This is a genomic window from Streptomyces sp. Je 1-79, assembly GCF_025195125.1.
Classification (GTDB): Bacteria; Actinomycetota; Actinomycetes; order Streptomycetales; family Streptomycetaceae; genus Streptomyces.
This window is the reverse complement of record NZ_JAMGSL010000005.1, coordinates 343,327-356,437: the sequence shown is the minus strand read 5'-3', so window position 1 is coordinate 356,437 and position 13,111 is coordinate 343,327. Positions and strand designations below refer to the sequence as shown.

Annotated in this window: 12 protein-coding genes; 9 read left to right on the top strand and 3 right to left on the bottom strand. The window is 73.0% G+C overall.

Annotated features, from left to right (window positions below):
• Position 1: 1 nt before the first annotated feature.
• Positions 2 to 1,327: a TerD family protein gene (locus M5362_RS12135; RefSeq protein WP_374214455.1), complete on the bottom strand. Its 1,326-nt coding sequence runs from the start codon at positions 1,325 to 1,327 to the stop codon at positions 2 to 4.
• Between the two features lie 263 nt (positions 1,328 to 1,590).
• Here M5362_RS12135 and M5362_RS12130 point away from each other — a divergent pair, with 263 nt between their 5' ends.
• The 4 genes from M5362_RS12130 (at position 1,591) to M5362_RS12115 (ending at position 6,140) form a co-directional block, all read left to right on the top strand.
• Positions 1,591 to 2,043 (top strand): DUF6643 family protein, encoded by a 453-nt coding sequence (locus M5362_RS12130; protein ID WP_260227462.1) that lies wholly within the window; start codon positions 1,591 to 1,593, stop codon positions 2,041 to 2,043.
• 37 nt (positions 2,044 to 2,080) lie between these two features.
• Complete coding sequence (locus M5362_RS12125) at positions 2,081 to 2,905, top strand: MOSC domain-containing protein (RefSeq protein WP_260227461.1); 825 nt, start codon at positions 2,081 to 2,083, stop codon at positions 2,903 to 2,905.
• Positions 2,906 to 3,033: 128 nt separating this feature from the next.
• A complete protein-coding gene (locus tag M5362_RS12120; RefSeq protein WP_260227460.1) occupies positions 3,034 to 3,642 on the top strand; it encodes a hypothetical protein in 609 nt (202 codons plus the stop codon).
• Positions 3,643 to 3,728: 86 nt separating this feature from the next.
• Positions 3,729 to 6,140, top strand: a complete 2,412-nt coding sequence (locus M5362_RS12115; protein ID WP_260227459.1) for a right-handed parallel beta-helix repeat-containing protein — start codon at positions 3,729 to 3,731, stop codon at positions 6,138 to 6,140.
• Here M5362_RS12115 and M5362_RS12110 read toward each other — a convergent pair.
• Positions 6,110 to 8,593: a hypothetical protein gene (locus M5362_RS12110; protein WP_260227458.1), complete on the bottom strand. Its 2,484-nt coding sequence runs from the start codon at positions 8,591 to 8,593 to the stop codon at positions 6,110 to 6,112. The two genes, M5362_RS12115 and M5362_RS12110, sit on opposite strands and share 31 nt — an antisense overlap.
• 135 nt (positions 8,594 to 8,728) lie before the next feature.
• On the opposite strand from M5362_RS12110, the gene M5362_RS12105 reads away from it, so the two are divergent.
• The 3 genes from M5362_RS12105 (at position 8,729) to M5362_RS12095 (ending at position 10,642) form a co-directional block, all read left to right on the top strand.
• Positions 8,729 to 9,580, top strand: coding sequence for a DeoR/GlpR family DNA-binding transcription regulator (locus M5362_RS12105; protein WP_260227457.1), 852 nt, complete (start codon positions 8,729 to 8,731; stop codon positions 9,578 to 9,580).
• On the top strand, positions 9,577 to 10,014 hold the full coding sequence (locus M5362_RS12100; protein ID WP_260227456.1) for an SRPBCC family protein: 438 nt from the start codon (positions 9,577 to 9,579) through the stop codon (positions 10,012 to 10,014). The genes M5362_RS12105 and M5362_RS12100 overlap by 4 nt, the downstream gene beginning before the upstream one ends.
• A 127-nt stretch (positions 10,015 to 10,141) precedes the next feature.
• On the top strand, positions 10,142 to 10,642 hold the full coding sequence (locus tag M5362_RS12095) for an SRPBCC family protein (protein WP_260227455.1): 501 nt from the start codon (positions 10,142 to 10,144) through the stop codon (positions 10,640 to 10,642).
• Here the strand turns inward: M5362_RS12095 and M5362_RS12090 are convergent.
• Positions 10,602 to 11,732 carry a PLP-dependent cysteine synthase family protein gene (locus M5362_RS12090; protein ID WP_260227454.1) on the bottom strand — a complete coding sequence of 377 codons (1,131 nt, stop codon included), beginning with the start codon at positions 11,730 to 11,732 and terminating at the stop codon, positions 10,602 to 10,604. The two genes, M5362_RS12095 and M5362_RS12090, sit on opposite strands and share 41 nt — an antisense overlap.
• A 176-nt stretch (positions 11,733 to 11,908) precedes the next feature.
• Between M5362_RS12090 and M5362_RS12085 the strand changes: the two genes are divergently transcribed.
• Both M5362_RS12085 and M5362_RS12080 read left to right on the top strand, forming a co-directional pair.
• The gene (locus M5362_RS12085) at positions 11,909 to 12,256 is read left to right on the top strand and encodes a hypothetical protein (protein WP_260227453.1); all 348 of its coding nucleotides are present in this window, start codon (positions 11,909 to 11,911) and stop codon (positions 12,254 to 12,256) included.
• Positions 12,257 to 12,448: 192 nt separating this feature from the next.
• Positions 12,449 to 13,048 carry an ATP-binding protein gene (locus tag M5362_RS12080; RefSeq protein WP_260227452.1) on the top strand — a complete coding sequence of 200 codons (600 nt, stop codon included), beginning with the start codon at positions 12,449 to 12,451 and terminating at the stop codon, positions 13,046 to 13,048.
• The last annotated feature ends 63 nt before the right edge of the window (positions 13,049 to 13,111 follow it).

Genomic DNA, 13,111 nt, shown 5'->3' with positions numbered 1-13,111 from the left:
CTCACTTGACGGCGGGGGTCCAGGTGAGGCCCCAGCCGTAGGTCTCGTCGGCGGTCTGCTGCATGGAGATCCCGGGCCGGTGCACCAGGAACCGGGCCTCGCGCCGCACGACCAGGTCGCCGCCCTCGTTGGTGATGAGCGCGAGCGCGCACGTCCGCGCCGGCACGGTGCACTCGTCCAGGGAGAACTCGATGGGGGCGCCCGCCTGTGGCGTGAGGGTCACGGTCGCGTTCAGGCCGGCGAAGTCGCTCGCGCCCGCGTAGATGACCACGAAGACGAGGAGCCGGCGGAACTCGTCCTTGCGATCGAGGTTGATGGTGAGGTTCTCCCCCTCGGCGCGGGCGCCGGTGCGGTCGTCCGCGTCGAGCTGGACGTACGGGGGCTCGGTCAGCGAGCCGAAGCCCTCAAGTGCCTGGACCACGCCCTTGCGGCCGTCGGCCAACTCGTAGAGGACGCACAGGTCCAGGTCGAGGCCGCCGCCAGCCTGGGGCCCGGCGGCGCGGCGGCGGCCGAGGCCCCAGCGCCTCGTGCGGGTGTCGTCCTCCTTCTCCGCGCGCATCTCCCAGTTGAGGTGGACCCGCATCACGCCGCCGGACGTGCCGGCGCCCTTGGTGGGGGAGACCGTGGGGGATTCCTTCGTGAGGGTGACTTTGGTGAGACGTACGGGCTGCGCCGCGGCGGCGGGCGCCGGCGGGGCCCCGGCCGTCGGTGTCTGGGCCACCGTCGTGGCGGCGACCGGCTCGGCGGTCACGGGCGGCGCGACGGCCGGCCCGGCGGCCTCCGGCTCCTCGACCGAGATGCCGTAGTCCGTGGCGAGCCCCGCGAGACCGGAGTCGTATCCCTGCCCCACCGCCCGGAACTTCCAGCCGCCGTCCCGGCGGTAGAGGTCGCCGAGGACGAACGCGGTCTCGACGGTCGCGTCCGCGCTGTCGTAACGGGCCAGCTCCGCCCCGCCGTCCGCGTCCGTCACCCGTACGAAGAGCCCCGGCACGTGCCCGAAGTCGCCGCCGTCGGCGGAGGCGGCGAGGACGATCCGCTCGACCTCCGGCTCCACGCCTTCCAGGTCCACGACGAGGACGTCGGTGACGGGTCCCCCGGATACGGCGACGCCGTCGGAGCCTTCCGGGAAGGTCTTGCCCTCGTGCCGCACCGCCCCCGAGGCGTGCACGGGCTGGTTGTAGAAAACGAAGTCGGCGTCGGAGCGCACATTCCCCGACACAAGGAGTAGCGCCGAGGCGTCCACATCCGGGACCCCATCCCCTGAACGCCACCCCAATTCCACGCGCACAGTGCGTGCCGACACCGGAACATTGGCCCCTTTAAGCATGGACATGCTCACCCCACCCCGGTTTCCGCGTATCAAGATTTCTTTACGTCAACCTAATGCCGGGCACCGCGACCGCGTCGGGGCGACCCGTGGGTAACCCCTCCCCAGCTCGCCTTTTCAAGATCGACGCCCTCTCGGGGCTTCTCGGCGCGACCGTTTTTGTCACGTTCGCTCGCATTGTGGATCGACAGTCACTCAGAACCCGTCAAACAACCCTCTTATCGGGCTCCCCAACCAGCACATCGTGGGCTTAACTTATGGCCATGACCTCCCCCCGCTCCACCTACGGAGGCGGTTACTACACCGCGCCGTCGTTCCCCGACACCCCGATCTACGACTCCCTGGTCGCGGAGCGGGGCACGCCTCAGATCGCCCCGATCCGAGTGCCTGCCGCGTACGACACCGGCAACAGCTATCTGCCGGCGTTGCCCGCGGCGCTGCCCGCCCTCCCGGCGGCACCCAGCCCCTCCTACGGCGGCGGTTCGTACGGCTACCCCCAGCCGGCGCAGCAGATGGCCCCCGTGCCGCTGCAGCACGCCCCGGCGCCGTACATCCCGCAGCAGCCCGCCGCACCGCGCGGCTACCCCGGACCCCAGCAGCCGCAGCGTCCCGCGGCCACGGGGTACGAGGCGATGCGCCCCGCCGCACGACCCGCCCCGGCGCCCGTTCAGTACCAGGACCCCTACAACCGCCCCTACCAGGGCCAGGGCTACTGACGGACGGGTGAGCGGAGCGGCTGGCAGGATTGGCGACATGTCCACTCCTCGCCTGCGCTCCGTCCACGTCCACCCGGTCAAGGCGCTGCGCGGGTACGCGCTCGCCGAGGCGGAGGTCCAGCCATGGGGACTGGCCGGTGACCGCCGCTGGGCCGTGGTGGACGCCTCGGGCAAGGTCGTGACCCAACGCCGTCATCCGCGGATGGCGGCGGCCGCGGCCGAGGCACTGCCGGGCGGTGGCATCCGCGTGTCCGCGTCCGGCCACCCCGCGCTCTCGATCGAGGTGCCGCGGCCGTCGTCCACGATCCGGGTGGAGGTCTTCGACACCCCGGTGGACGCGGTCCCGGCCGGGCCGGCCGCCGACGCGTGGTTCAGCGCGTTCCTGGAGACGGAGTCCCGGCTCGTCCACATGGACGACCCTGCCCGCCGTCGTCCGATCGATCCCGCCCACGCCCTGCCGGGCGAGACGGTGAGCTTCGCGGACGGCTATCCGCTCCTGGCCACCACCACCTCCTCCCTGGACGCCCTCAACTCACTGATCGCCCAGGGGAATCACCCCGGCGAGGGCCCGCTGCCCATGAACCGTTTCCGGCCGAACGTCGTCGTCGAGGGGACCGCGCCCTGGGCCGAGGACGGCTGGACCCGGCTCGCCATCGGCGAGGTCATGTTCCGGGTGGCCAAGCCCTGTGGCCGCTGCGTCGTGACCACCGTCGACCAGTTCACCGGCGAGCGCGGCAAGGAGCCGCTGCGCACGCTCGCCACCCACCGCAGGGACGGCAACAAGCTGATCTTCGGCCAGAATCTGGTCCCGGAGCACCCCGGCACGATCCGCGTCGGCGACGAGGTCAAGATCCTCGACTGAGGGCGGAGCGCGCGGGGAACCGCCCTCGGAAACCCGCTCGATCGCGTCACACTTCCCGTGCCGGCGGGCGGGGAACCCGCCCCCGGGGCAGACTCGTTGGGAGGACCAGGACGACGAGGGGGTGTGGCGTGCGCGCAGCCACCGGAGTCTGGCGCTGGCGGCACAACCCCCTGCGCCGGACCACCGACCTGATCGAGGCATGGGCCACGCTCCTCGCGGTCGTCCTGCTCGTGCTCGCCGTCCCCGCGGCCGGCTGGATCGCCGGCGCCCGGACCGACGCCTCCCTCCAGCGCGCGGTCCAGGCGCAGAGCCTCCAGCGGCTGCCCACGACGGCCCGGGTGGTCCGGCTCGCCGACGCCCCCGCCTCCGGCCTGCGGAACCCCGAGTCCCCGGGCGACCAGCCGGCCCGTCGCTCCGTCGTGGCGACCTGGACGACCCCCGACGGCACATCCCGTACGGGCACGGTGGCCACCCGGCGGGAGCTGTCCGATCCGGGCGACACCTTCCGGCTGTGGACCGACCGCGACGGGCGACCGGTGGCGGCCCCGATGCGGCCGGAGACCGCGCAGGCGCACGCGGTCGTCGTCGGGATCCTCTCGGCGGTCCTGGTCGCGGTGTTCGTGGTGGCGGCGAGGCGGCTTGTCGTACGTCGGCTCGTACACCGGCGGTACCAGCGACTCGACCGCGCGTGGGCCAAGGCCGGTCCCGACTGGGGCCGTACGGGCGCGGGCAGCTGACCCGTCAACCCGGCGCCTTCGCGCGCGCTACGGTGGGGCATCGGATCAGCAGCGACGCATGCATGAGGCGGGGGCAGAGCACACCCATGGCACAGGGCACGGTCCAGGTGACGCACACCGGCACATCGCGGTGGCGGCGCCGCACGGGCGAGTACGCCTCCCTCGCCGCGGCCCTGGAGGCGGCGGGGGACGGCGACGTCCTCACCGTCGCGCCCGGCACGTACCGGGAGAACCTCGTCATCGAACGGGCCGTCACCCTGCGCGGCCCCGAGGGCGGGATCGGCTCGGTCCGGATCGCGCCCGTGGACGGCGTACCGCTGACCGTGCGCGCTTCCGCGACCGTGCAGGATCTGCATGTGGAGGGCCAGGACTCGGCCGCGCCCGCCCTGCTCGTCGAGGACGGCACCCCCGAGCTGCTCGACCTGCGGATCGTGACCCGGTCGGCCGCCGGCCTCGAAGTGCGCGGCGCCGCCCGCCCCACCGTCCGCCGCTGCACCGTCGACAATCCGGCGGGCGTCGGCATCGCCGTACTCGACGGCGCGGGCGGGGTGTTCGAGGAGTGCGAGATCGTCGCCGCCGGCCAGTCCGGGGTCTCGGTGCGCGGCGGCGGCCATCCGCGCCTGGAGCGCTGCCGGATCCACCACGCGTCCGGCGCGGGGATCGCCGTCACCGGCGAGGGCAGCGGGCTCGAGGGCATCGGCTGCGAGGTGTACGAGATCAAGGGCACCGGTCTCCAGATCGCGGCCCGCGCCACCGCGCATCTCGTCGACTCCTCGGTGCACCGCACCTCGGCCGACGGCATCACGCTCGACACGGACGCGGTCCTCACCCTCTCCGACTGCGACATCCACGACATCCCCGAGAACGCGGTCGACCTGCGCTCCCGCTCGGTGCTGACGCTGACCCGCTCGACCGTCCGCCGCTTCGGCCGCAACGGGCTCTCGGTGTGGGATCCGGGCACGCGCGTGGACGCCAACCAGTGCGAGATCCACGACAGTACGGGCGACTATCCGGCGGTCTGGATCAGCGACGGCGCCACCGCGGTCCTCGACGCCTGCCGGGTCCACGACGTGCCGGACGCCCTCTTCGTGCTCGACCGCGGCTCGCGCGTGGACGTCGTCGACAGCGATCTGTCGCAGGTGCGGAACACGGCGGTGTCGGTCAGCGACGGGGCGACCGCGCAGCTCGACGACTGCCGGATCCGGGAGGCCTCCACCGGCGCCTGGTTCCGGGACCACGGCAGCGGCGGGACGCTCGGCGGCTGCACGATCGACGCCGTACAGACCGGGGTGATCGTCACCAAGGGCGCGGACCCGACGATCGAGCGGTGCACGGTCACCTCGCCCGCCGAGGCCGGGTTCTACGTGTCCGCGGAGGGGCGGGGCTCCTTCCACGGCTGCCGGGTGACCGGGAGCGGCGGCTACGGCTTCCATGTGATGGACGGCTGCCGCACCAGCCTGCGCAAGTGCCGTACGGAGCGGTGCGCGCGCGGGGGGTACGAGTTCCCGGAGGACGGGCCGGTCGCGGAGGACTGCACGAGCGACGAGAGCGGGGTGCGCAGCCTTCCCGCCGACACCGGCACCGTACTGACGGTGACGCAGTCGGGGGGTCTGCTCGGTACCGTTCCCCCGCCACGCGCCTCCGTCGCCCCGCCGCCCGCGGCCGAGCCCGCTCCGCCGGTCACCGAGCGCTCCTCCCAGGACGTGCTCGGCGAACTGGACGCGCTGGTGGGCCTGGAGAGCGTCAAGCACGAGGTGCGGACGCTCACCAACATGATCGAGGTCGGCCGCCGCCGGCAGGAGGCGGGCCTCAAGGCGGCGTCGGTCCGCCGCCATCTGGTCTTCACCGGAAATCCGGGCACGGGTAAGACGACGGTGGCCCGGCTGTACGGCGAGATCCTCGCCTCGCTCGGAGTCCTGGAACGCGGCCATCTGGTCGAGGTCTCCCGTGTCGACCTGGTCGGCGAGCACATCGGCTCGACCGCGATCCGGACACAGGAGGCCTTCGACCGGGCCCGTGGCGGAGTCCTGTTCGTCGACGAGGCGTACGCGCTGTCGCCGGAGGACTCGGGGCGTGATTTCGGCCGTGAGGCCATCGACACGCTGGTGAAGCTGATGGAGGACCACCGGGACGCGGTGGTGGTGATCGTCGCCGGTTACACGGCGGAGATGGAACGCTTCCTGACGGTCAACCCCGGTGTGGCGTCCCGGTTCTCACGGACCATCACCTTCAGCGACTACGTACCGGACGAGCTGCTGCGGATCGTGGAGCAGCAGTCGGACGACCATGAGTACCGGCTCGCCCCCGGCACGGACGAGGCGCTGCGGAAGTACTTCACCGAGCTGCCCAAGGGGCCCGCGTTCGGCAACGGCCGCACGGCCCGGCAGACGTTCGAGTCGATGGTGGAGCGGCATGCCGGCCGGGTCGCCGCGCTCGCCGACGCGAGCACGGACGACCTGACGCTGCTCTATCCGGAGGACCTTCCCGAACTCCCCTGACCCGCGGGCGCGTCGGCGCGCTGGCGCGGCACGGCGCACGGCAACCGGTCCAGGAGTACGGACCGTTCGGCGGCGAAAGCCGGGTCGGCCTGGTAGTCGGAATGGCCCAGGATCGGTTCGGGCAGCGGGTGCGCGGGGGTCCTGCCGTAGACGACCGGGTCGAGCAGCGCGGCGCCGTCGACGGCCGGCTTCTCCCCTGCGGCGGGCACCCGCACCGGCCCGCCTATGGGGTCGGTGGCGCGGTAGAGGTTGCTCCAGCAGTGGATCGTTCCGTACAGGGCGCGCAGCTGTCCGGGGCCGAAGTACGCGGGGAACCAGCGCCCGTAGAGCCGCTCCAGCGGGGAGCCGTAGGTCAGCAGCGCGACGCGCCGTCGGGTGGCGGGCGGCAGCTGCCAGACGGCGGCCGCGGCGAGCACACTGCCCTGGGAATGGCCGGAGATGACGAGCCGGCCTCCGGTGTGCCGGGTCCAGGAGCTCATGCGCCAGGTGAGGTCGGGGACGGCCCGTTCGGCGTAGCAGGGCGGGGCGAAGGGGTGCGCGGCGCGCGGCCAGAAGGTGCCGACGTCCCAGAGGATGCCGATCGTGCGGCGCGCGGACGCGTCCTTGTAGGCGCGGCGGCCCCAGGTGACGAAGAGCAGGAAGCCGAAGCCGATCATCCAGGAGCCGAGGGCCTGGGCGGTGGCGGCCCCTGAGGCGAGGGCGGGGTGAGCGCCGTCGAAGGCCCGGCCCGGCACGTTGCCGCTGGCCCAGGCACCGGCCACGGAACCGGCGCCGAGCAGCAGGGTGGCTCCGGACACGGTGCCGACGAGGGCGGGGGCCTGGTCGGTGAGGGACGCGGTGGCGCGGGTGGCGGCGATGCGTTTCGTACGGACCGGGTCCGGGTCGTCCGTACCGTAGTCGGCCTCGACGACGGGTCCCAGGCGGCGGGCGGCGCGGGCGGTGCGTAGGACCAGGTAGACGGCGGGGGCGAGCAGCAGCAGGAGCAGGACGGGGATGACGGACGCCTGCCAGCTGAGCAGCACGGGCGGGGCGACGGTCGAGCCCGCCCCCATTCCGGGTGTCGGCGGGCCGTCCAGCCAGTCGGCGACGCGCTGGGCAACTCCGCCGGACATGACGCCGCCGAGCGCGCACGCGAGCATGGCGACCGCGGGGCCGCCGAGGCCGTGAAGGGCGGTGCGCGGGTCGGAGCCGGGGCGGTGGAGGAGGACCGCGACCACGCCGAGCGCCACGACGAGACCGCCCTGGGCGAGCGTCAGGACGCCGAAGGTGGCGTCGCCCGGCAGCGTGCCGGCGGAGCGCCAGCCGGGGCGGGACCAGCCGGCGTGCAGGACGGCGAGGGCGAGCAGCAGCAGCGAGGTGCAGGGGAGCCAGGAGACCAGGACGCGTTCGAGCTGCATGTCGAGGCGCTTCTCGCTGCGGCCGCGGCGGCAGACGACCCAGAGGACGACGACGGCGAGGACCACGTAGGCCGTCTGGAGGGACCGGGCGAGGACGTCGAGCAGGACGCCGGAGGCCTCGCGGTCGTGGCGTGCGGCGGCACCGGTGACGGCGGCGGCGACGGTCAGGAAGCCGGCGGCCGTGTGCGCGGCGCGCAGCCGGGCGACGAGTCGCCGGCCGAACCAGAAGCCGGGACGGCCCAGGGCGGGGCGGACCTCGGGGGCCGGGCCGGTGTCGGAGTCGCTCACGTCGTCGGCGTCGGCGTCGTCGGCGTCGGCGTCGGCGTCGGCGTCGGCGTCGGCGTCGGCGTCGGCGTCGGCGTCGGCGTTGTCAGGGGTGTCGGCCGGGGTGTCGGCCGGGTCCGTGGCCGCGACCTCGTCGTAGCCGGTGGGCGGGCGCTGGGCCTCGTACGCGCTCCACGTCCGATTGGAGAGGTACCAGAGCAGACCGACCAGCACCGTCGGGATCACCGCGGCGAGGGCGAGCCTGCGGCCCGGCTGGGACCACCATCCGCCGCGCTCGGCCGAGAGGAAGCCGAGCCACGAGCGGTCCTCCGCGCAGACGGCCGAGCCCGCGCACTGCCAGGCCGTCAGGTCGAGCGCGACCTCGCAGGCGGCGGCGGTGAGCAGCACCGTGAGCGTGAGGGCGACGAGCCGCACCAGCATCCCGTACGACCGGAGCAGACGCGGGTGCCCCTTGGCGGGCGGGCGCATCCAGTGGGCGAGGTTGACGACCATGAAGGGCAGGAGCAGCAGCCACAGGGCCCGGGCGCCGTTGCCGGAGGTGAGATTGGACCAGACGTACGCCTCCGGAACGGCCCGTTCGGCGTAGCGCTCGGGGTACTCCTCCGCGTCGGCGTCGTCGGTGCGCCGGTGCACCGCGGCCGTCGCGTCGCCGGTGACCCGAACCGTACGCGGGTCGCCGAGCATGTCCTGGGGGGTGGCTCCGCCGACGCCGTGGACGAGGAGTTCGAGCGCCGCGCCGCCGCTCTTCGGGGCGGGTGTGGCAGGGGACACTTCGGTGTCTCACTCTCTGGGTGGGAGGATTCGACGGCAGACAACCAGGATCGCGGAGGCCGTGCGCCGGTGCACGGGCTCTCACGGAATCCGCCCTCCATCCCCCAGTTCCCTTCGGAAGGACCGGCCCCTGTGGTGAGTGACCATCAGAATCTCCTCGCGGAGCAGCGGCGCGCCCTCATTCTGGACGAGGTGCGGCGGCGTGGCGGTGTACGGGTCAACGAGCTGACGCGGCGGCTCAACGTCTCGGACATGACGATCCGCCGGGACCTGGACGCGCTGGCGCGCCAGGGCGTCGTCGAGAAGGTGCACGGCGGCGCGGTGCCGTTGGTCGAGACGAGTTCCCACGAGCCCGGGTTCGAGGCCAAGTCCGCGCTCGAGCTGGGCGCGAAGGAGGAGATCGCCCGGACGGCGGCGCGGCTGGTGGCGCCGGGTTCGGCGATCGCGCTGTCGGGTGGTACGACGACGTTCGCACTGGCCGGGCATCTCCTCGACGTACCGGATCTGACCGTGGTGACCAACTCGGTCCGGGTCGCCGACGTCTTCCACACCGCTCAGCAGGCAGGCGCGGCGGGCGAGGCACGGCCGGGCGCGGCCACCGTGGTGCTCACGGGCGGGGTGCGGACCCCTTCGGACGCGCTGGTGGGGCCGGTGGCCGACCAGGCGATCGGTTCGCTCCACTTCGATGTGCTGTTCCTGGGGGTGCACGGAATCTCGGTGGAGGCCGGGCTCTCGACGCCGAACCTCGCGGAGGCGGAGACGAACCGGCGCCTGATGCGCTCGGCCCGCCGGGTGGTGGTGGTCGCGGACCACACGAAGTGGGGGACGGTGGGGCTGAGTTCGTTCGCGCGGCTCGACGAGGTGGGAACGCTGGTGACGGACGCGGGCCTGTCCCCGCGGGCCCGCGAGGAGATGGCGGAACACCTGCCGGACCTCGTGGTGGCGGGCGAGGACGGGGACGGGGTAGCGGCGGGCGACGAGAGGTGAGCGTCTTCCGCGTCGAGCGCCGTTCGGCGCTCCCGGTGGAGGAGGCCTGGCGGCGGCTCACCGACTTCGCCGCGCACGGCCGCCTGGTTCCGCTCACCCGGACCCGGGTGCTCTCCCCCGGGCCCACGGGGGTGGGGACCCTGTTCGTGGCCCGCACCGGGATCGGGCGGCTCTCGTTCGACGACCCGATGGAGGTCGTGTCCTGGGAGCCCCCCGCACCGGGGCGGCCGGGCAGGTACCGGCTGGAGAAGCGGGGGCGCGTGGTGCTCGGCCGGGCGGTGATCGAAGTGCACGAGAGCCCTGGTGGCGGCGCCCTCGCGGTGTGGGAGGAGGAGCTGCGCGTACGGGGGGTTCCCGCCGCGCTCGATCCCGTACTGGCCCTGGCGGGGCGGAGGGTGTTCGGGCGGGCTCTGGACGGACTCCTGGGCGGCTGACGGCGCGTACTCCTGGGCGGCTGACGACACGGACCGCTGGGCGGCTGCCGACACAGACCACTGGGCAGCTGACGGCGCGTCAGCTATGGTGGCGGGCCTCGGATCAGCGCCTCGGGAGGGACCGGCCATGGCTCGCCGACTCAGGCTCGTGGAACTCGACTTCGCCGATTCGGCGCCCGTCCGGCTGGTGTTCACGGCCGAACTCGCGGCGCCGCCCTCGGCCGTGTTCCGCTCGATAGCGGTGGAACTGGGCTCCATGCCCACCTGGTTCACCGCGGTCGCCTCCGCGACGCCGACCGGCGGCGGCACGGGCCGAGCGGTCCGGCTGCGGGGCGGGGTCGCGTTCCAGGAGACGATCCTCGCCCACGACCCGGGCACCCGCTACGCCTACCGCATCGACGAGACCAACGCCCCCGGCATCGGCGCCATGGTGGAGGACTGGTCCCTCTCCCCCGCCGGCTCGGGGACCAGGGTCCGCTGGACGATGGCGGTCGACGGCGCCGCCCCGTGCCTGTTCGCGATGCGCCTGGCCCGCCCGGGTGTGGGCAAGTCCTTCCGGGACGCGATGCGCCGACTGGACCGGCGGCTCACTCCGGCCAGACACCCGTCGCCAGGAACCGGTCGATAGCGGCGGCGTAGGGCGCGACGTCGAGGCCCTGTTCGGCGAGCCAGGCGTCGGAGTAGTACTTGTCCAGGTAGCGGTCGCCCGGGTCGCAGATCAGGGTCACGACGCTGCCGGTGCGGCCCTGTTCGACCATCTCGGCGACGATCTTCAGCGCGCTCCACAGGCCCGTGCCGGTGGAACCGCCCGCCTTGCGGCCGATCGCGCCCTCCAGGGCACGGACGGCGGCCACGCTCGCCGCGTCCGGGACCTTCATCATGCGGTCGATGGCGCCGGGTACGAAGCTGGGCTCCATCCGCGGCCGGCCGATGCCCTCGATGCGCGAGCCGCAGTCGGAGGTGGCGTCGGGGTCGTTCTTGGTCCAGCCGTCGAAGAAACAGGAGTTCTCCGGGTCGGCGACGCAGATCCGGGTGTCGTGCTGCATGTAGTGCACGTAGCGGGCGATGGTCGCGGACGTGCCGCCGGTTCCCGCGGTCGCGACGATCCACGCCGGCTCGGGGTAACGCTCCAGCCTCAGCTGCTGGTACATCGACTCGGCGATGTTGTTGTTGCCCCGCCAGTCGGTGGCCCGCTCGGCGTAGGTGAACTGGTCCATGTAGTGGCCACCGGTGCGCTCGGCGAGGGCCGCGGACTCCTCGTACATCGTGCGGGAGTCGTCGACGAAGTGGCACCGCCCGCCGTGGAACTCGATCAGACGGCACTTCTCCGCGCTCGTCGTGCGAGGCATCACGGCGATGAACGGCACCCCGATCAGCTTGGCGAAGTACGCCTCCGAGACGGCCGTCGAGCCGCTGGAGGCCTCGATGACGGGCTTGCCGGGCCGGATCCATCCGTTGCACAGGCCGTAGAGGAAGAGGGAGCGGGCGAGGCGGTGCTTGAGGCTGCCGGTGGGGTGGGTCGACTCGTCCTTCAGGTACAGGTCGATGCCCCACGACTCGGGGAGCGGGAACCGCAGCAGGTGGGTGTCGGCGGAGCGATTGGCATCGGCCTGCACCTTGCGGACCGCCTCCTTCAGCCAGGCGCGGTACGCCGGGTCGCTGTGGTCGACGTCGACGGTCGCGACCGCGGCTCGCGCCGTGTTCTCCGTGGTGCTCATGCGTCCTTCTCCTCGTCCGGCGCAGCAGGTCCCCCACTGCCGACGATAACTCCCCGACCTGCACAAACGTTCGCTTTGGGGGTCCATAGGAGTCCCTTGCAGCAAGGGCCTCTGGTGCGCTCGCGGCCCGCCCGGCACACTGGAGGGAACAACCGGCGCGAAGGGGGCGGAGCGACATGGCGGATCTCGAGGCGGCGGAGCCCGGGACGGCGGAGCCGGAGTTCACGGCCACAGGCGTACGGATCGAGCGCTGGCCGCGCTCGTTGACGCGGGCGGGCGAGGTCCGGATCGAGGACGGCCGGCTGTCCCTGCTGACGAGTTACGGCAGCGAGATCGACAGCGCCCCCGTGGCCTCGGTGCGCGCCGGGCGGCCCTGGTTCGCCAAGCCCGACGAGACCGTCGCGACCATGAACGGGACCCGCTACCGGCTGACCATGGACGGCCCCGCCCGGGGACCGCGCGACCGGGCCTCGGGCCCCGGGGGCTTCCTTGCGGCCCTCAAGCGGGCCACCAAGGACCGATGACGCACCGAGGACCACGGTGACCTGCGGAAGGTCTCCGCGAGTTGCGGGCCGGTCACGGCTGGTTCACGCTGGAACCACCTCACCGAGGGTTCACCGGCGGTGACGCTGTGATCCAGCCCGCCGCCCTGCTGTACGCATGTCAGATCCGAATCTTCGTCTTCTTCCGGACCTCAACTTCGGGGAGTCGCAGCCGTGATCAGCGAGCCAAGCAGGCACTGCACGGTGGAGCTCCAAGCCCTGCCGTCGCGGATCGGTCAGGTCCGCAGAATCGTATCGGCGCATCTGCGCTACTGGCATCTCGATGCGTTGATCGACCATGCCGCGCTCGGTGTCACCGAGCTCCTGACCAATGTTCACCGGCACGCACAGCCGGACAAGATGTGCACCGTCGAGATCGAGCTGCTGCTCGACCGCCTCACCGTCTCGGTCCACGACCACGACCCGCGGATACCGGCCGTCGACGGCCGTTCGGCGCGCACGGTCCCCGACGACTTCGAGGAGTTCGCCACCTCGGGCCGCGGCCTGGCCATCATCGAGGCCGTCAGCGAGAGCTGGGGCATCCGTCCGCACGACGCCGGCAAGGTCGTCTGGTTCACCCTGCCGGCGCCCATGCCCGCGGTGGCCGTCCCGCCGCGCGCGCACGCCGTGTACGGCGCGACCACCGACGGCCCCTTCGTCGGCCACACCCGCTTCCGCGGCGCACACGGCACGAGCCTGGAGGGCGTCCCCTTCGGAACGCCACAGGAACCGGCCCGCGCCCCGGCGGTCGCCCCCTCGGCTCTCGCGGGCTGACGGACGGCTGCGGGGCGATTGCGGGGCCGTTGCGGGGCGGCGCGCCGGCGATGCAGTGTGCAC

Bases quoted from the DNA above. Each gene is read 5' to 3' on its own strand.
- M5362_RS12135 (WP_374214455.1), bottom strand. From the start codon at position 1,327: ATGCTTAAAGGGGCCAATGTTCCGGTGTCGGCACGCACTGTGCGCGTG.
- M5362_RS12130 (WP_260227462.1), top strand. From the start codon at position 1,591: ATGACCTCCCCCCGCTCCACCTACGGAGGCGGTTACTACACCGCGCCG.
- M5362_RS12125 (WP_260227461.1), top strand. From the start codon at position 2,081: ATGTCCACTCCTCGCCTGCGCTCCGTCCACGTCCACCCGGTCAAGGCG.
- M5362_RS12115 (WP_260227459.1), top strand. From the start codon at position 3,729: ATGGCACAGGGCACGGTCCAGGTGACGCACACCGGCACATCGCGGTGG.
- M5362_RS12095 (WP_260227455.1), top strand. From the start codon at position 10,142: ATGGCTCGCCGACTCAGGCTCGTGGAACTCGACTTCGCCGATTCGGCG.
- M5362_RS12090 (WP_260227454.1), bottom strand. From the start codon at position 11,732: ATGAGCACCACGGAGAACACGGCGCGAGCCGCGGTCGCGACCGTCGAC.
- M5362_RS12085 (WP_260227453.1), top strand. From the start codon at position 11,909: ATGGCGGATCTCGAGGCGGCGGAGCCCGGGACGGCGGAGCCGGAGTTC.